This window comes from Paraburkholderia sp. CNPSo 3076, assembly GCF_026343935.1.
GTDB classification, from domain to species: Bacteria; Pseudomonadota; Gammaproteobacteria; order Burkholderiales; family Burkholderiaceae; genus Paraburkholderia; species Paraburkholderia nodosa.
Map to the genome: position 1 here is coordinate 97,861 of NZ_JAPMAL010000020.1, position 18,575 is coordinate 116,435.

The 18,575-nt window shown below is 66.2% G+C and carries 15 protein-coding genes and 1 pseudogene; 11 read left to right on the top strand and 5 right to left on the bottom strand.

Annotated features, from left to right (window positions below; all coding sequences use genetic code 11):
• Positions 1-37 precede the first annotated feature (37 nt).
• Complete coding sequence (locus M3A49_RS23770) at positions 38-2,812, bottom strand: HAD-IC family P-type ATPase (protein WP_266231276.1); 2,775 nt, start codon at positions 2,810-2,812, stop codon at positions 38-40.
• 153 nt (positions 2,813-2,965) lie between these two features.
• On the opposite strand from M3A49_RS23770, the gene M3A49_RS23775 reads away from it, so the two are divergent.
• From M3A49_RS23775 to M3A49_RS23785, 3 genes are all read left to right on the top strand, one after another.
• A complete protein-coding gene (locus tag M3A49_RS23775) occupies positions 2,966-3,874 on the top strand; it encodes a LysR substrate-binding domain-containing protein (RefSeq protein ID WP_266231277.1) in 909 nt (302 codons plus the stop codon).
• Positions 3,875-4,042: 168 nt separating this feature from the next.
• Complete coding sequence (locus M3A49_RS23780) at positions 4,043-5,350, top strand: MFS transporter (RefSeq protein WP_266231278.1); 1,308 nt, start codon at positions 4,043-4,045, stop codon at positions 5,348-5,350.
• Positions 5,351-5,374: 24 nt separating this feature from the next.
• Positions 5,375-6,613, top strand: a complete 1,239-nt coding sequence (locus M3A49_RS23785; protein ID WP_266231279.1) for a metal-dependent hydrolase family protein — start codon at positions 5,375-5,377, stop codon at positions 6,611-6,613.
• A 222-nt stretch (positions 6,614-6,835) separates the two neighbouring features.
• Here M3A49_RS23785 and M3A49_RS23790 read toward each other — a convergent pair whose 3' ends face one another.
• The 4 genes from M3A49_RS23790 to M3A49_RS23805 form a co-directional block, all read right to left on the bottom strand.
• Positions 6,836-7,402, bottom strand: a complete 567-nt coding sequence (locus M3A49_RS23790) for a helix-turn-helix domain-containing protein (protein ID WP_028204486.1) — start codon at positions 7,400-7,402, stop codon at positions 6,836-6,838.
• A gap of 275 nt (positions 7,403-7,677) precedes the next feature.
• Complete coding sequence (locus M3A49_RS23795) at positions 7,678-8,070, bottom strand: tautomerase family protein (RefSeq protein ID WP_266231280.1); 393 nt, start codon at positions 8,068-8,070, stop codon at positions 7,678-7,680.
• Between the two features lie 87 nt (positions 8,071-8,157).
• Positions 8,158-8,394, bottom strand: a complete 237-nt coding sequence (locus tag M3A49_RS23800) for a hexameric tyrosine-coordinated heme protein (protein WP_254353033.1) — start codon at positions 8,392-8,394, stop codon at positions 8,158-8,160.
• 69 nt (positions 8,395-8,463) lie between these two features.
• Positions 8,464-8,790, bottom strand: coding sequence for a hypothetical protein (locus M3A49_RS23805; RefSeq protein ID WP_266231281.1), 327 nt, complete (start codon positions 8,788-8,790; stop codon positions 8,464-8,466).
• Between the two features lie 462 nt (positions 8,791-9,252).
• On the opposite strand from M3A49_RS23805, the gene M3A49_RS23810 reads away from it, so the two are divergent.
• From M3A49_RS23810 to rbsK, 8 genes and pseudogenes are all read left to right on the top strand, one after another.
• Positions 9,253-10,626, top strand: coding sequence for an LLM class flavin-dependent oxidoreductase (locus M3A49_RS23810; protein ID WP_266231282.1), 1,374 nt, complete (start codon positions 9,253-9,255; stop codon positions 10,624-10,626).
• Positions 10,627-10,690: 64 nt separating this feature from the next.
• A complete protein-coding gene (locus M3A49_RS23815; protein ID WP_028204483.1) occupies positions 10,691-11,200 on the top strand; it encodes a flavin reductase in 510 nt (169 codons plus the stop codon).
• 2 nt (positions 11,201-11,202) lie between these two features.
• Positions 11,203-12,483, top strand: a complete 1,281-nt coding sequence (locus M3A49_RS23820) for an MFS transporter (RefSeq protein WP_266231283.1) — start codon at positions 11,203-11,205, stop codon at positions 12,481-12,483.
• 186 nt (positions 12,484-12,669) lie between these two features.
• Positions 12,670-13,386, top strand: a pseudogene (locus M3A49_RS23825) (GNAT family N-acetyltransferase); the annotation flags it as partial.
• Between the two features lie 313 nt (positions 13,387-13,699).
• On the top strand, positions 13,700-14,713 hold the full coding sequence (gene deoC, locus M3A49_RS23830; protein ID WP_028204479.1) for a deoxyribose-phosphate aldolase: 1,014 nt from the start codon (positions 13,700-13,702) through the stop codon (positions 14,711-14,713).
• A gap of 13 nt (positions 14,714-14,726) precedes the next feature.
• A complete protein-coding gene (locus M3A49_RS23835; protein WP_266231285.1) occupies positions 14,727-17,108 on the top strand; it encodes an aldehyde dehydrogenase family protein in 2,382 nt (793 codons plus the stop codon).
• Positions 17,109-17,150: 42 nt separating this feature from the next.
• A complete protein-coding gene (locus M3A49_RS23840; RefSeq protein WP_266231286.1) occupies positions 17,151-17,630 on the top strand; it encodes an RbsD/FucU family protein in 480 nt (159 codons plus the stop codon).
• Positions 17,627-18,568: a ribokinase gene (gene rbsK / locus M3A49_RS23845; RefSeq protein ID WP_266231287.1), complete on the top strand. Its 942-nt coding sequence runs from the start codon at positions 17,627-17,629 to the stop codon at positions 18,566-18,568. Before M3A49_RS23840 ends, rbsK begins: the two co-directional genes overlap by 4 nt.
• The last annotated feature ends 7 nt before the right edge of the window (positions 18,569-18,575 follow it).

An 18,575-nucleotide genomic window follows, 5' to 3' on the forward strand; every position in this document is an offset into this window, starting at 1 on the left:
CATTGGGCCCTCGCTCTCTAGACGGGACGAAACGATTCTACGCGTCATGGTACTGCCTCGTGGCTGCGCCGCGCTGTTGCGGGCTCACGGATTTTTTCAGCGCGGGTATCGAGCGAATGACGAGCTTTTCCAGCTCCACCACGAGGAAGAAGAGGATCGCGCCCGCCACGAGCCAGAGCCAGGCCGAGAGCGGCAGGGACTCGGTATCGAATACGGCGTGAAAGGGCAGCGTATAGGTGAACAGGATCTGCAGCACGACGACAGCGCCGATCCCGTACCAGAGATACGGGTTGCCCATGTGCGCGCGCACCGATAGCGCCGAATTGATCAGCGAGCGGCTGTTGAGCAGATAGAAGACCTGTCCCAGCGTGATGGCGTTGACCGCGGCCGTGCGCGCCATCGAGTTGGGCACACCCTGCGACTTCATCCAGAAGAATGCCGCGAGCGTATAGAGCACGAGCGTGGCGCCGACAAAGAGAATGCGCCACACGCCGAATGGTGTGACGATAGGACGGTCGATCGAGCGCGGCGGGCGCTGCATCACGTCGTCCTCGTGAGGCTCGAACGAAATGACGAGGCCGAGAGCGACGGACGTCACCATGTTCACCCACAGCACCTGCGGCGCGGTGATCGGCAGCACGAAGCCGAACAGGATCGCGATGGCAATCACGGCGCCCTGGGCGATATTGGTGGGCAGCATGAAGAGCATGGCCTTTTCGATGTTGTTGTAGACCGTGCGCCCCTCCTTCACCGCCGCCGAGATCGAGGCGAAATTGTCGTCCGCGAGGATCATGCCCGCGGCTTCCTTCGTGACTTCCGTGCCCTTGATGCCCATCGCCACGCCGATGTCGGCCTTCTTGAGCGCCGGCGCATCGTTCACGCCGTCGCCCGTCATGGCGACCACCTGCCGGTTGGCCTGGATCGCCTTCACGAGCCGCAGCTTGTGCTCGGGGCTCGCGCGCGCGAACACGTCCACGTCGCGCACGCATTCCTGCAGGGCGGCGTCGTTCATCGCCTCGATCTCGGTGCCGGCCACGGCCGTCCTGCCGTCGCCGATGCCGAGCATGCCCGCGATCGCGGCGGCCGTGACCTTGTGGTCGCCCGTGATCATCGTCACGCGGATGCCGCCGCCGTGGCATTCGCGCACCGCATCGATCGCTTCCTTGCGCGGCGGGTCCATGAGGCCCACTAGACCGAGCAGCACGAGTGTCTTCGGCAGGTCCTGCGGGCCGAGGTTGCCCACTTCGAGGCCGGGGTCGGGCAACCAGGCCAGCGCCAGCACGCGTTCGCCCTGCGAGGCGAGCCGCTCGCCTTCGCGCGCAAAGCGCTCGCGGTCGAGCGGCGCGGGGCCGCTCGCCGTTTGCTGGCGGTCGCAATTTTCGATGATCACTTCCGGCGCGCCCTTCACGAGCAGCATCTCGCCTTGCGCCGATCGGTTCAGCGTGGCCATGAACTTGTGTTCGGACTCGAAGGGAATGCCGTCGATGCGCGGCGCGGCGGCGGCTTCCGCGCCGCGGTCCATGCCGAGCTTGCCGGCGAACGGGTAGAGCGCGCCCTCGGTCGGGTCGCCTTCTACCTTCCATTTGCCGTCTTCTTCGAAGAGGCCGGCGTCGTTGCAGAGGATGGATACGCGGCCCATGAGCGTGAGCACTTCCGGCGGGGCGGCGCCGAGCGCCTTGCCGCCCGCGCGGACGTCGCCTACGGGGGCGTAGCCGTCGCCGGTCACTTCATAGGGCGCATCCGCCGTCACGACCGAGGTCACCATCATCTCCATGAGCGTGAGCGTGCCGGTCTTGTCCGAGCAGATGCGCGAGACGGAACCCAGCGTCTCGACCGCGGGCAGGCGGCGGATGATGGCGTTGCGCTTCGCCATGCGCTGCACGCCAATGGCGAGCGTGATGGTGATGAGCGCCGGCAGGCCTTCCGGGATCACCGAGACCGCGATGCCCACCACGGCCTGGAACAACTGGATGAAGGTCATGTGGCCGAGCCAGTGGCCCCATGCGAACAGCAGCACGCTGATGATGCCGATGGCGATCGTGATGACGTATCCAAACTTCTTGATCTGGCGTAGCAGCGGCGTTTCCAGCGCGCTGACCTCGGCCAGCATCTGGTTGATGCGGCCAAGCTCTGTCTGGCTGCCTGTCGCCACGACGATGCCGGTTGCGCGGCCCGAGAGGACCATCGTGCCGGAAAAGGCCATATTCTCGCGGTCGCCCACGGTGGCTTGCGCCGGCACCGCACCGGTGTTCTTCTCCGCAGGCACGGATTCGCCCGTGAGCGCCGCCTCTTCCGTGCGCAGGTTCCGCGCCTCCACGAGACGGATGTCCGCGGGGATCTTGTCGCCCGACTCCAGCAGCACGATGTCGCCGGGCACGACCTCGTCGGCGGGGACGAGGCGTACCTCGCCGGCGCGCAGCACGCGCGCTTCCGCGGAGAGCATGTTGCGAATCGAGTCGAGCGCTTTCTCGGCGCGCCCTTCCTGCAGGAAGCCCAGCAGCGAGTTGAGGATGACCACCGCGAAGATGATCGAGGCGTCGAGCCACAGGCTCAGCATCAGCTTGATGAAGCCCGCCGCGAGCAGCACGTAGATGAGCACGTTGTTGAACTGGGCAAGGAACCGCACGAAGGGGCCGCTTTTCTTGCCCTGGGGCAGTACGTTCGGCCCATGGGTGCCGAGGCGCTGCGCGGCGTCCGCCACATCGAGCCCTTGCGATGGATTCACGTTGAGCTGGCGCTCGATCTCGGCGGCGGGCATGGCGTGCCACTGCACTGCGCCCGCACCGCTTGCCGCACTCCCGGCAGAACTCATCTTCGCCCCCTTGGTTGCGCAGAGATTCAACGCAATAGTAAGTTTTTTTCGCAGCAGGCACGCGCAACCTGGTGCACGCGCAGTTTTTGTTCAAGGCTGCCGCCGTGGGATGTATGGCAACATCTCCCTGCCCCGACCCGCCCGAGTCATTCCATGCGCATCACGCCTCTGCCTCCGCTGCCCTGTCTCGTCGCGTTCGAAGCCGCCATGCGTCACGGCAGCTTCACGCGCGCGGCCGCCGAACTGCACCTCACGCAAAGCGCGATCAGCCGCCAGATCCAGCAACTCGAAGAGTTTCTCGGCCGCTCGCTGTTCGTGCGCGAGCACCGCTCGCTGCGCCTCACGATAGCGGGCGAACAATATGCGGGGCAGGTGCAACGGCTTCTCACACAATGTGCCGAAGCCACCTTCGACGTAATGAAGCACTACGGCGAACTCGAACTGACCATTGCGTGCTCGTCGGGCGTGGCGGTGCTCTGGCTCACGCCGCGCCTGCCGGAGTTCCGCGAGGCGTATCCCAACATCAACCTGCGCCTGATCGTGCGTGACGGGCTCGCCACGATGTCGCCCGCGGAGTTCGACGTCGGCGTGTATTACGTGCGCCAGCAGGCGCCCGCGCATTTCACCGCGCGCCGCCTCTTCAACGAAGAGGTGTTTCCCGTGTGCTCGCCCGGCTATCTCGCGGGTCGCGCGCTCGCGCCTGCCGATCTGGCGCGCGAAACGCTGCTGCTCCTCGAAGACGGCCAGCGCCAGTGGATGTCGTGGCCCGAATGGTTCGACCTGAACGGCGTGACGATGCCGAAGACCCCGCGGGGCATCACAATCAACCACTATCCGCAGCTCGTGCAGCTCGCCATACTCGGCCAGGGCGTGGCGCTCGGCTGGCGCTACATGATCGACGCATGCATCGAAGACGGATTGCTCGTGCGCGTGGGCGAAAGCTCGGCGAGCCATGGCGGCGGCTACTACGTGATCTCGCCCAACGACCGCGCGCAGAACCAGGCGGCGCGGTTGTTCACGCGCTGGCTTTTCGAGCAGGCGGAGAGGCAGACGGCGGCGTGACGGACTAAGCGGCGCTTGGGCGCCTCGCATGCGCTCAGCGCATCCATGCATGCGAATCTTTCGTTTCAGAAATTAATCGGGCTGTCATTAGCATGAGGAGCATGTAAGGCATCTCCGGGCGCGTAGTCGTTGGCGCGCAGCGACGATTAATCTGACAAGGAAGAGACCATGCAAGGAACGCTTTCACCTCGCGTCGCGCATGAAGCTGTCGCGACGACCGCGCAGCAGCGCCGCCGCGCGATCATTGCGACGGTATTGGGCAACGGCCTCGAATGGTTCGACTTCACGGTGTACAGCTTCTTCGCCGTGATCATCGCGAAGCTGTTCTTTCCGACCGGCAACGAACTGACCTCCTTGCTGCTCACGGTGGCGACCTTCGGCGTGGGCTTTTTCATGCGGCCCGTGGGCGGCATCGTGCTCGGCATTTACGCCGACAAGGTGGGCCGCAAGGCAGCGCTCTCGCTCACCATCCTGCTGATGGCCTTCGGCACCGCGCTCATCGGGCTCGCGCCCACCTACGAGCAAGCGGGCCTTGCCGCGCCGTTGCTGATCGTGCTCGCGCGCCTGCTGCAGGGCTTCTCGGCGGGCGGCGAGATGGGCGGGGCCACCGCGTTCCTCACCGAGTACGCGCCGCCGGGCAAGCGCGCCTACTATTCGAGCTGGATCCAGTCGAGCATCGGCTTCGCGGTGCTGCTGGGCGCAGCCACGGGCACGTTCGTCACTGCGTCGCTCGATGCGCAAGCGCTGCATAGCTGGGGCTGGCGGCTGCCGTTTCTGATCGGCATTCTCGTGGGCCCCGTGGGCTACTACATCCGCAGCCATATCGACGAAACGCCGGCATTCAGCGCCGTGGAAGCGCAAGCCAAAGACAATTCGCCCCTCAAGGAAGTGTTCGAGCGCTACCCGCGCGAGACCTTCGCGAGCTTCTCGATGGTCATTCTCTGGACGGTCTGCACTTACGTGCTGCTGTTCTACATGCCGACCTATTCGGTGCGCACGCTGCATCTGCCGCAATCGACGGGCTTTTCCGCGGGCATGGTGGGCGGCCTGATGATCATGTGCGGCTCGCCGATCGTGGGCAAGCTGGCGGATGCGTGGGGCCGGCGCGTGTTCCTGAGCGGCGCCGCGTTCCTGATTCTCGTGCTGGCCTGGCCCATGTTCGCGTGGATCAACCGTGCTCCGGGCTTCGCCTCGCTCATCGTGTTTCAGGCCGTGTTCGGCGTGCTGATCGCCGCCTACACGGGACCGATTCTCGCCGCCTTCTCGGAGCTGTTCCCGACCAGGGTGCTCTCGACCGGCCTTTCGGTGGCCTACAACTTCGCGGTCACGATCTTCGGCGGCTTCGCGCCGTTCCTGATAACGTGGCTCATCGCGCGTACCGGCAGCAACATGGCGCCCGCGCTCTATGTGATCGTCGCGGCCGCGATCAGCCTGGTCGGCACCTTCTTCGTGAAGGACACGCGGCGCGCGAACTGAACGACTCTATAAGGAATCCAGACAATGACCATCACGGTTCTCAAAGGCGGCAACGTACTCGACCTCGAACGCGGCGTGCTGCTCGAACATCATCACGTCGTGATTGAAGACGAGCGCATCGTGGAGGTGACCGATCGCCCCATCGACCTGCCGAACGCGAACGTGGTCAACGTGCGCGGTAAGACCGTCATGCCGGGCTTTATCGACTGCCACGTGCACGTGCTGGCCTCGAATGCGAACCTCGGCGCCAACGCCACGCAGCCCAATATCCTCGCGGCCATCCGCTCCCTGCCGATTCTCGACGCCATGCTCTCGCGCGGCTTCACCAGCGTGCGCGACGCGGGCGGCGCCGACTGGAGCCTGATGCAGGCCGTGGAAACGGGCCTCGTGCGCGGGCCGCGCATTTTCCCCTCGGGCAAGGCGCTCTCGCAAACGGGTGGTCATGGCGATTTTCGTCCACGCGGCGACTTGCTCGAACCGTGCTCGTGCTGCTTCCGTACGGGGGCGATCGCGCGTGTGGTGGATGGTGTGGATGCAGTGCGCCTCGCTGTGCGCGAGGAGATCCAGAAGGGCGCTACGCAGATCAAGATCATGGCGTCGGGCGGTGTGGCCTCGCCTACGGACCCCATCAACAATACGCAGTATTCCGAAGATGAAATTCGCGCGATTGTGGCGGAGGCCGAAGCGGCGAACACCTATGTGATGGCGCACGCCTATACGGGCCGCGCGATCGCGCGCGCGGTGCGCTGTGGCGTGCGCACGATCGAGCACGGCAATCTGGTGGACGATGCCGCGGCTCAGGTGATGCGCGAGTTCGGCGCTTTCGTCGTGCCGACGCTCGTGACCTACGATGCGCTGGCCACGCACGGTGCGCAGTTCGGGCTGCCGCCGGATTCGGTGGCGAAGGTGGCTTCCGTGCAGCAGAAGGGGCGGGAATCGCTGGAGATCTATGCGAAAGCCGGGGTGCAGATGGGGTTCGGGTCCGACCTGCTCGGGGAGATGCACGCGTTCCAGACCGGCGAGTTCCGCATTCGCGCGGAAGTGCTCGGCAATCTGGAGGCGCTGCGCTCGGCAACGACCGTGGCCGCAGAGATTGTGAACATGAAGGGCGAGTTGGGCGTGATCGCGGCGGGTGCGCTTGCCGACGTGGTCGTGCTCGATGGCAATCCGCTTGCCGACATCGGCGTGGTGGCCGGTGAGGGCGAGCGGATCGAATACGTGCTGCAACGAGGGAAGATCGTGAAGGCGCGGGTGGAGGGCTGAGCGCCCAACCTCAGCTTCATGGCTTGAATCACGTCATGCATCGTCGGTCTCTCATGGTGTGGCGAAGGCCCTGTGCCATTGCCGCCTGAGGACTTCAGAATATAAGCAAATGCTCACATTCGGCTACTCGCATTGGGCGAGCGCGCGCCATGTGCGCAAACCGCCTGTGCCATAGCCGGTTCGACGATGAAGGAGCGTCGACGGGGCGGCGCGTACTCGCATTCAGCGGCGCACGAGCGCCACGATGTACACGCACGGGTCCTTGCCCGGATTGAAGAACGCGCAGTCGGCGGGCGGCCCGAGCTGCAGGCAGTCGCCGGCTTCGAGCGTGTGAACCTGCTCGCCTTCCTCGAATACCAGTGTGCCGCTGCGCACCCAGATCTGCTGATGCTGGAACGTGAACGCCGACGCCGGATACGCAACGCGAATCCCGCCCGGCAACGCGATCTCCACCAGGTCGAGCATGCCGCCGTTGCGCGGCGAGACGGCCCGGCGCGTGTAGCCGGTTTCGGGGTCTTGCCAGATCTGCTGATCGGCGGCGCGGCTCAAACGCTCGCCGGTTTGCTCGGCGAGCGCGAGCAGCATGGAGAGCTGCAGGCCAAAGGCGCCCGAGAGCCGGCCGAGCACGGTAGCGGTGGGGCTCGCTTCGCCGCGTTCGATCTTGCTGATCATCGCCCTGGAAACGCCCGAGCGCTCGGCCATGTCCGCGAGCGACCAGCCGCGCGATTCGCGCTCGATGCGCACGCGCGTGGAAATGGCGGAGGTGGGGTCGGTGAGCGGTCGATTCATGCCTGGAAGATTGGCGGGCTGGGCAGGGGTGAGTCGATTATACGGGCCTGCTTGCGGCGTATCGCTTTGGCGCGGAGATTTTGAACGGCTTCTCGCTGCTGCGAGACCTGGCTTCGCCAGCGGGCAGCGCAGGGCGGATGACACGGCTATCCACGCTAGCCCGTGTCATGCAGCGCGACTGTTGCCGCAGTTTTACGCGGCCCCGCCTTCCGGCGGTGGCCAGTGCTTACGACGAACGACCCGCTACGACCCAGGGTCGCACCGACTTCACGACGTTATGTCAGTTCCCGGGTGATGAACTGCGCGCGCCCGCGGCCAAAGGACCAGTCCGCATCGTCATTCTCGACGATCGACACGATGACGTCGTCCGGCGAAATGCCGCATTGGGTTTGCAGGTTTTCGACGAGCAGGCGATAGAACTCGACCTTTTGCGGCTCGGTGCGCTTGCGGCTTACCGCCGTCAGCAAGATGACGTCTTTCGATCGCGTGTACCCGAGTCCAGTGTCGTCCACCACCAGCTCGCCAGGACGATGCTGCGAGACGCTCTGGTAGCGATCGGTCGCGGGTACATCGAAGGCCTGCACCATGGCCTCATGGGCGGCGTCGAGGAGCGCACGCACCTGTTCGTCGGTGCGGCCCTCGATGATGTCGAATTTGAGCATTGGCATGTGAACTTCTCCTTGAGTGGGACAGCGTCAGGGTGGCACTCCGCCAGGCGGTCAGACCTGGAGTGCCGGGATTCGAGTTGAAACTGGTTATTCGCGCCAGTAGTGATTGGCTGCGGCAATCGTGGCGAACTCAGCCGCCACGATGTGCCCGACCTGAAGCAGCATGCTCGCGTCGTTCGCATACACGTCACGCAGTTTTTCCCGGATAGCCTCATCCGGCTGGGTTGTCTTGATGACTAGCCGCGCCATCTTGATGGCGAGTTGCCGCCCTTCTTCCGGTGTCGCGGTGATGAGCGTATTGCCGGGAACCAGTGTGATATTCATCTTGACGAACCTATCTATTCAGGATCGCGAAATGAATCGTAGTTGAGTAGTACGCTTCGACATTCGCAATTATTGCTGGAGGCGTGCGGACGAAACCGGGTAGGCGGCGGAACGCGCATTGATCATCGGATCTTCCACTTCAATGCCGGGCGGCAAAGCGTTGGGAAGGAACAGCAGACTACGTTGGGCCGCCTCATTGTCCGCCGCCGCTTTCGTGATCGAGATCGTGCCCAGTTCCACGGTGCGATGCGCGCTCGACCACGCTACAGACGGATCGTCGAGCTTGTCGCCGGATTGAGCGATCTGCAGAACGAGACGGAACCGCGCGGGCGCACGCGATACGCGCTGGCGGATTTCCGACTGCAGGTAGAACCCCGAAGTAGGGCAGTGACCCATAGCTGCGCGGGAACGGCTTGTGGGCGGTGAGGAATGCCTTTGCCACCGCATGGCTTCCCAGATAGGCGTCGAGCGGAGTCGGCTTCGGTGTGTTCGGGCCACTCGAGCGCTCGCAGCGTATTTTTCGGAGGCGACTGGCCGCCCGGTCAGCGAGCACTGCTTACGCGAAGGCCGGCTCATCTGCCAATATCGCATCGCCAGGAAATAACGGGACCACGCTGCCCGCGCTGCACGGATCGGAACCCGGCACGCGCCAACTGCGGTGCTTCGTTTCGGCAAACATACGCCAGCCGGTCGTCCGGGACAAATGACGATCCGTGATGGGTGGCATCACATTCAGTGAACCCCGCAAGAGACGTTCGCCTGAGCCCTTCGCGGCAATACCGGATCAATCCCAGGTTTCATTAGTATCCGTTCGTCTACTATAGTAGATGGCATCGAGCGCGCCGAAAAGGAGCCGACATGCCACGTGAAATCCGTCTCAACGCTTTCGACATGAACTGCGTGGGCCACATTCAGCAAGGCTTGTGGACGCATCCGCGCGACCAGTCGAGCCGCTATACGGAACTCCAGTACTGGACCGACTACGCGAAGAAGCTCGAACGGGGCCTCTTCGACGGCATTTTTTTCGCGGATGTCGTCGGCGTGTATGACGTCTACGGCGGCAATGCCGACGCCGCGCTGCGCGGCGCAGTGCAGGTGCCCGTGAACGACCCCGCGCTCGTCATTCCCGCCATGGCCGCGGTGACGCAGCATCTGGGCTTCGGCGTGACGGCCAATCTCACCTATGAGCAGCCGTTTCTGTTCGCGCGGCGCATGTCCACGCTCGACCATCTCACGGGCGGGCGCATCGGCTGGAACATCGTGACGGGCTATCTCGACAGCGCGGCCCGCGCCATCGGCATGGACGGCCAGAACGCTCACGACGACCGCTACGATCTGGCCGACGAATACATGGCGCTCGTGTACAAGCTCTGGGAAGGGAGCTGGGACGACGACGCGGTTATCAACGACCGCGCCGGCGGCATCTACGCCGACCCCGCGCGCGTGCGGAGGATTCATCATCATGGGCCGCAATACAAGGTCGATGCGATGCATCTGTGCGCGCCGTCGCCGCAGCGCACGCCGGTGCTGTACCAGGCGGGCTCGTCCGCGCGCGGCAGGCGTTTTGCCGCGACGCACGCCGAGTGCGTGTTCATCAATGGTCAGAAGATGGAAGGCGTGAAGGAGATCGTCGGGGACATTCGGGCGCAGGCCGTGCGGCTCGGGCGCGCGGCCGACGACGTGAAGGTGTTTCTGGGCGCAACGCTGATCGTCGGACGCACGGACAACGAAGCGCGCGAGAAGTTCGACGAGTACCGGCGCTACGTGAGTTCGGAAGCGGCGCTCGCGCACGCGGCGGCGTCGCTTGGCATCGACTTCGCGCGTTACGACCTCGACGAGCCCATCGAGACGGGCAAGAGCCAGGCGATCGTGTCCAACGTCGAAGCCATGGCGCGCAGCGCCGGGCCGCAATGGACGCGCCGCAAGCTGCTCGAGCAAATGGTGCTTGGCAGCCGCCAGGCGCCGTGGGTGGGGTCGGCTGAGCGCATCGCGCAAACGTTGATCGAGTGGAGCGAAACGGCGGGTGTGGATGGCTTCAATCTCTCGCGCACGGTGGTGCCGGAATGCTTCGACGACGTGGTCGAACTGCTGGTGCCCGAGCTGCAAACACGTGGCGCGTATAAAAGCGCGTATCGTGAGGGCACCCTGCGCGAAAAGCTCTTCGGCGCCGCGCGCCTGCCGGCCTCGCACGCGGCAGCGCAGTATCGCGGCGCGCGCGTGAACGAGGCGTGAGCGAGGCATGAAAATCAGGCACTGAATTCCCGCTACGAGGAGACCGCGGCAAGCGGGCAAGAATATGGTAGACAAATCCCTCTTTCGCGACGCCATGTCCGGTCTTGGCGCCGCCGTGAACATCGTCACCACCGATGGCGACGCCGGGCGCGCCGGCTGCACGGCGTCCGCCGTGTGCGGCGTGACGGACGAGCCGCCCACGCTGCTCGTCTGCATCAATCGCACGAGCCGCAACAACGCGATCCTGCGCGCGAACGGGAGGCTCTGCGTGAACGTGCTGGCGGCCGACCAGCGCGAGGTGGCCACGCGCTTCGCCACGAAAGACATCGATATGGCTGAACGTTTCGCGCTTGCCGAGTGGTATCGGCTCGAAACGGGCGCGCCCGCGCTGCGCGGCGCGGTGAGTTCGTTCGATTGCCATATCGCGCGCACGACCGAAGTCGGCACGCACACGGTGTTCTTCTGTGAGATCAAGGCGGCGCGCATGGTGGGCGGGCGCGACGGGCTGATCTGGTTCGGCCGCGCGTTTCATCGCGTGCTCGCGCAGGCGCACGCGGCAGCGGCGGCGGCCTGAGCGTGGCGCGTACGCCTTCTCGAGGCGCTGCCGGTTCCCGTTCGTCGGACGAAACGGGGCCGCCAGGGCTCGGCACGGCGCAACGCGGCAAGGCCGCCTCGCTCGCGTTGCTGCTCCTCGCGCAGGTGGCGGCGATGGGCGTCTGGTTTTCGTCGAGCACCGTGGTGACCCTCATCAAGCAGGCGCACGCCATTGCCGCCTTCGACGAAGCCTTGCTCACGAGCGCCGTGCAGTGCGGCTTTGTGGCCGGCACTATCACGTCCGCGTTGCTTTCGCTGCCCGACCGCTACGATCTGCGCTGGCTGCTCGCGGGTTCCGCGCTCGTGGCGGCTGTGGCCACTGCATCGCTCGCGTACCTGCCGCCGGTCGGCGGCGCAGTTGTCGCGCTGCGGTTCATCACCGGCATGTGCATGGCGGGCGTGTATCCGGTCGGCATGCGGCTCGCGGCCACCTGGGCGCAGGGCGATCTCGGTCTGCTCGTCGGCCTGCTCGTGGGCGCGCTCACGCTCGGCTCGGCGAGCCCGCATCTGCTGGCGGCCACGGGCGGGCTCGGCTGGCGCACGATCTATGGCGTTGCCGCGACATGCGCGGCGTGCGCCGCGTTGCTGATCGGCTTTGCGGGCATCGGGCCGAATATCCGGCGCGCCACGCGCATCGACTTTGCAAAGGTCACGCAGGCGTGGCGGCGGCCCGCCTTGCGGCTCGCCAATCTCGGCTATCTGGGCCACATGTGGGAGCTTTACGCCATGTGGGCGTGGCTCGCGCTGTTCCTGCAGCAGACGTTCGTCGCGCGCGGCATGGCCAACGCCCGCACGCGCGCGGAATGGATGACTTTCAGCGTGATCGCGATCGGGGCGGCGGGCGCGTGGCTCGGCGGCGTGCTGGCGGACCGCATGGGGCGCACGGCCGTCACGGTCGGCGCGATGGCGACGAGCGCAACGTGTGCCGCGCTGATGGGCTGGCTGGCTCACGCGCCGCTCGTCGTGATGGGTGCTGTCGCGCTCGTGTGGGGCGTCTCGGTGATCGCCGATTCCGCGCAGTTTTCAGCGAGCGTGGCCGAACTGGCCGACCCGGATTCGGTCGGCACGCTGCTGACCGCGCAGACCTGCGCGGGTTTTCTGCTCACGCTCGTGAGCATTCATCTCGTGCCGTACGCGGTGGCGTGGGTGGGTTGGCGGGGCGGCTTCGGCATGCTGGCCGTGGGGCCGGCGCTCGGCTGTGTCGCGATGCTGCGGTTGCGGCGGCATCCCGATGCGGTGCGGCTTGCGGGCGGGCGTCGGTGAACAGCAGGGCCCAGGCGCGGGAATCGAAAAGCAGAGGAAAACTGAACAATCGGCGTGCACGATGCGATGCGGCGCGCTGCGTGGTTCCACGCGCCCCGCCGTTCGTGGACCTTTCCACAGAACCACGACATGCGGTAACTTAACGCGGATATTGGCTACGTCCCGCGCAAGAGGAGCTTGTCACGCATGTCAGCAAGACTGAACGAATTCCAGCAGCCCATTGGCGACCCGGTCACCGGCTGGCAGCCGCGCGAGCGGCCTGCGCGCGTGACGATCGAGGGCCAGTTCTGCCGCATCGAGCCGATCGACCCCGACCGCCACGCTGCCGATCTCTTCGAAGCCTACGCCACGGCGGCCGACGGTCGCGACTGGACCTACCTGTTCGCCGAGCCGTTCACCGACTTTGCCGCGTTTCGCGAGTACCTCGCGAAAGCCGCGGCATCGAGCGACCCGTTCCATTACGCCGTGATCGACCGCGCGAGCGGGAAGGCCGTGGGCACGTTCGCGCTCATGCGCATCGAGCCGGTGCACGGCGTGATCGAAGTGGGCAGCGTGACGTTTTCGCCGCGGCTGAAGCAAACGCCGCTTTCCACCGAGGCGCAGTACCTGCTGATGCGCTACGTGTTCGACGACCTCGGCTACCGGCGCTACGAATGGAAATGCGACAGCCTCAACGCGCCTTCGCGCAAGACGGCGCTGCGTCTGGGCTTCCAGTTCGAGGGCATTTTCCGCCAGGCGATTGTGTACAAGGGCCGCAACCGCGACACCGCGTGGTTCGCGATCATCGACCGGGACTGGCCGCTCGTGAAAGCCGCGTTCGAGCAGTGGCTCTCGAAAGAGAACTTCGACGCGCAAGGCCAGCAGCGCGCGTCGCTTGTCAGCTTGAGAGAAGCGGCAGCGTCCTGAATGTCCGCGGCGGTCCTTTACTGCCACACGCGCGCGGACAACTCCGCGCGCAAGCGCTACGACGAATTCGCGAAAGCCGACGATTTCGTACGGTATCGGTTGCCGTTCTAAACCGCTGTCTGGATGTGGCGCGGGTGCGCGCAAACGAAGGTCTCGGGCGAAAGCTGAACGCGCGGGCCGGCGTTCCCACATCCCACGCCCGATAGATAGGATTGTAACGAGTATTGTCACGATCATTTCATCGGTATAGGATGAGTGCGAATAAACCACCACGGTTTGATGTGCATTGCACAAATTCGCCCCCCAGCCTATGTCAGAAGCCTCAACGAACTCGCTCGTCGTGCTGCGCGGCGCGCCCGCCCAGCATGCTGCGCATGTTGCGCGCAACGCCGGCGTGGCGTTCGACGCGGCGTGGCTCGACGCCTTGCGCGTCAACCAGTCCGCCGTCGAGCGGCGCACAGCCACGCTCGGCACGCGCCGCGCGGTCAAGAAGGACGCGCAGGCCGCGTGGCTCCTGAAGGCCATCACCTGCATCGATCTCACCACGCTCAACGGCGACGACACCGAAGGCCGCGTGCGGCGCCTGTGCACGAAGGCGCGCCACCCCGTGCGCGCCGACCTGCTCGCGGCGCTCGGCTTCGCGCCCGAGGCCATCACGACGGGCGCGGTGTGCGTGTACCACCGCTTTGTCGCGGCCGCCGTGGACGCGCTGGCGGGCAGCGGCATTCCCGTCGCGGCCGTCTCTACCGGTTTTCCGGCTGGCTTGAATCCGCACGCGCTCAAGCTCAAGGAAATCGAGGCCTCCGTTAAGGATGGCGCCGAAGAAATCGACATCGTCGTCACGCGCGAGCACGTGCTCACCGGCAACTGGCGCGCGCTCTACGACGAAGTGCGCGAGTTTCGCGCGGCCTGCGGCGAGGCGCATCTGAAGGCGATTCTCGCCACGGGCGACATTCGCGTGCTGTCGAATATCGCCAGAGCGTCGATGGTCTGCATGATGGCGGGCGCGGACTTCATCAAGACGTCCACGGGCAAGGAAGGGACCAACGCCACGCTCGACGTTTCGCTCGTGATGGTGCGCATGATCCGGGAATACCGCGAGCGCACTGGCGCGCTGGTGGGCTTCAAGCCGGCGGGCGGCGTATCGAACGCCAAAACCGCGCTCGCGTACCAGATCCTCATGAAGGAAGAGCTGGGGCGGCCCTGGCTCGAGCCCGAGCTGTTCCGCTTCGGCGCTTCGAGCCTGCTCGCCGACATCGAGCGCCAGCTCGAACACCACGTGAGCGGCCGCTATTCCGCCTTCCACCGCCACCCCGTAGCCTGAGCAGACCATACCGATGAGCGTAGCCGAGTATTTCCGAACGATGGATTACGGTCCCGCCCCCGAGGACGATCAGCCCGTGCGCGCGTGGCTCGCGCAGCACGAGGCCACGTTTGGGCATTTCATTGACGGCGCGTGGCGCGAAAGTGCCGATGGTGCGCGTTTCGAAGTGCGTGCGCCCGCCACGGGCGAGGCGCTCGCCGCCGTGGCGCAAGGCGCTGCGGCGGATGTGGCGGCGGCCGTCGCGGCGGCGCGCGCGGCGCAGCCCGAGTGGTACGCCATGGGCGGCGCGGCGCGCGCGCGGCATCTCTACGCGCTTTCGCGCATGGTGCAGCGCCACAGCCGCCTCTTCGCCGTGCTCGAAGCGCTCGACAACGGCAAGCCGATTCGCGAGGCGCGCGATATCGACGTGCCGCTCGTGGCGCGCCATTTCCTCCATCATGCAGGCTGGGCGCAGCTTCAGGAGAGCGAGCTGGAAGGCTGGTCGCCGCTTGGCGTGATCGGTCAGATCGTGCCGTGGAATTTCCCGCTGCTGATGCTCGCGTGGAAAGTGGCGCCCGCCATCGCACTCGGCAATTGTGTGGTGCTCAAGCCCGCCGAATACACGCCGCTCACCGCGCTGCTGTTCGCCGAACTGGCGCATCGCGCCGGCCTGCCCAAGGGCGTGCTCAACGTCGTGACGGGCGACGGCAGCACGGGCGCGGCGCTCGTCGAGCATCCCGGCGTCGACAAGATCGCCTTCACCGGCTCGACCGAAGTGGGCCGCCTCATCCGCACTGCCACGGCCGGCACGGGCAAGTCGCTCACGCTCGAACTGGGCGGCAAGTCGCCGTTCATCGTTTTCGACGACGCCGACCTCGACGGCGCCGTGGAAGGCGTGGTGGACGCCATCTGGTTCAACCAGGGCCAGGTATGCTGCGCCGGTTCCCGGCTGCTGGTGCAGGAGGGCGTCGAAGCGCGCTTTCTCGAGAAGCTCAAGCGCCGCATGGCGACACTGCGCGTCGGGACCTCGCTCGACAAGGGCATCGACATTGGCGCGATCGTCGATCCCGTGCAGCTCGAACGCATCGAGTTGCTCGTGGAAGCCGGGCGGCGCGAAGGCTGCAACGTGTGGCAGCCGCGCGAAGTCGAGCTGCCAGCGGGTGGCTGCTTCTATCCGCCGACGCTCGTCACGGGCATCGGGCCCGCCTCGACGCTCGCGCAGGAAGAAGTCTTCGGGCCAGTGCTCGTGGCCATGAGCTTTCGCACCCCGGAAGAGGCCGTGGCGCTCGCCAACAATTCGCGCTATGGCCTCGCCGCGAGCGTATGGAGCGAGACCATCGGGCGCGCACTCGATATCGCGCCGCGCCTGCAATGCGGCGTGGTGTGGATCAACGCGACGAACCTCTTCGACGCGAGCGTGGGCTTTGGCGGCTACCGTGAATCGGGCTTCGGGCGTGAGGGCGGCCGCGAAGGCGTGTTCGAATATCTGAAGCCGGCCGCATGGAGCAAGCTGCCGATGCGCGCGCAACGCGAGGCGCGCCCGCCCGCACCAGACTTTGCGCACGCGGGCACCGGTCTCGATCGCACTGCGAAGCTTTTTATCGGCGGCAAACAGGTGCGGCCCGATAGCGGCTATTCGCACGCGATCTACGCGCCGAACGGCGAATGGGTGGGCGAAGTGGGCGCGGGCAGCCGCAAGGACGTGCGCGATGCCGTTGCCGCCGCGCGCGGCGCGGGCAAGTGGACGCAGATGAGCACGCACGCTCGCGCCCAGGTGCTGTACTACCTCGCGGAAAACCTGAGCGCGCGCGCCGAAGAATTCGCGCAGCAGCTCACGCGTCGCGCGGGGCACGACGCGCGCGCGGCCAGGCGTGAAGTGGAGATGGCGATCGACCGGCTTTTCAGCTATGCGGCGTGGGCCGACAAGTTCGATGGCGCGGTGCATACACCGCCGTTGCGTGGTGTCGCGCTCGCCATGCATGAGGCGCTGGGCGTGGTCGGCATCGCTTGCCCCGACGAAGCGCCGCTGCTCGGCTTCGTTTCGCTGATCGCACCGGCGCTTGCGATGGGCAATCGCGTGGTGGCGCTGGCGAGCGAGGTTTGCCCGCTGGCGGCAACGGACTTCTATCAGGTCGTGGAAACCTCGGATGTGCCTGCGGGCGCGCTCAACATCCTGACCGGCGAGCGCGCCGCACTGCTGCCGGCTCTCGCGAAGCACGACGACGTGGATGCGCTCTGGTGCTTCGGCACGGCGGCCGATTCGTCCCTCGTTGAGCGCGAGTCGGTTGGCAATCTGAAGCGGACCTTCGTCGATCATGGCCGCGAGGTTGACTGGTTTGACCGGACGAGCGCAGGATTGCCGTTCCTGCGCCATGCCGTGCAGGTGAAGAACATCTGGATACCGTACGGCGACTGAGCGTTTCGCACAAGAAAGCGCCAAGTACTAAGGAGACAAAACATGCTGAAGAATCTCGACCCGCTTCTGAACGCCGATGTCCTGCAAGCGCTGCGCGCGATGGGTCACGGCGACGAACTCGTCGTTTGCGACGCCAACTTTCCCGCCGACTCCGTTGCGCGCGCCACGGTGCTCGGCAAGCTCCTGCGCATCGACGGCGCGGATGCGCCCCGCGCCGTGCGCGCGATCCTCTCCGTGCTGCCGCTCGACACCTTCGTCGAGGCCCCGGCCATGCGCATGGAAGTGGTGGGCGAACCCAGCACGATTCCCACCGTGCAGCACGAAGCGCAGGCCGAGGTCGACGCCGCGGAAGGCCGCGCCGTGCCGTTCGCACCCATCGAGCGCCATGCGTTCTATGCGCGCGCCCGCAAGGCCTACTGTGTGATCGCCACGGGCGAAACGCGCGGCTACGGCTGCTTCGTGTTCACCAAAGGCGTGCTGCTCGCCCCCGACGCCCCGCGCGCCAAGGAGCACGACCAATGAGCGGACGCGTCGTCATCCTCGGCATCTATGTGACCGATCTCGCGTTCCGCGCGAGCCGCATGCCGATGATCGGCGAGACGCTCGCCGGATCGGCATTCGCGATGGGGCCGGGCGGCAAGGGCTCGAATCAGGCCGTGGCCGCCGCGCGCGCGGGCGCGCAAGTCGTGTTCTGCACGCGCGTGGGCAACGACGCGTTCGGCGACATCGCGCGTGCGACGTGGGCCGCCGAAGGCATCACGGCGCGCACCCAGGCGGTGGATGGCCTCGCCACGGGCGCGGCGCACATCTTCGTGGACGACACGACCGGCATGAACGCGATCATCGTCGCGGCGGGTGCAGCGGGCACGATGGAGCCCGGCGACGCCGAAGCGATCGAAGCCGATATTGCGGCCTCCCAGGTATTCGTCACGCAGCTGGAACAGCCGCTCGCGGCAGCGCGGCGCGGCCTCGAACTCGCGCGCCGGCATGGCGTGAAGACGGTGTTCAATCCGGCGCCCGCCATGGCGCTGCCCGACGACATCTTCCCGCTTTGCGACTACGTCACGCCTAATGAGACCGAGGCGCAGGCGCTCACGGGCATCGAGATTCGCAACGCCGACGACGCGCGCCGCGCGGCCGACGTGCTGCTCGCCAAGGGCGCGGGCGCCGTCATCGTGACGCTGGGCGAAGCCGGCGCGCTGCTCCATACGCGCGATGCTTCGGTCCTGCTTCCCGCCTTCAACTGCGGCCCGGTGGTGGAAACGGCGGGCGCAGGCGACGGCTTCACGGGCGGCTTCGCGGCGGCGCTCGCGCGCGGCGACGACGCGCTCGCGGCCACGCGCTTTGGCTGCGCGCTGGCGGGCATCTCCGTCACGCGTCCCGGCACCGCGCCTTCCATGCCGCGCAGAGAAGAAGTCGACGCCATGCTCGCACGCACGGCGGACGCCGGTGCGCATTGAACGTTGC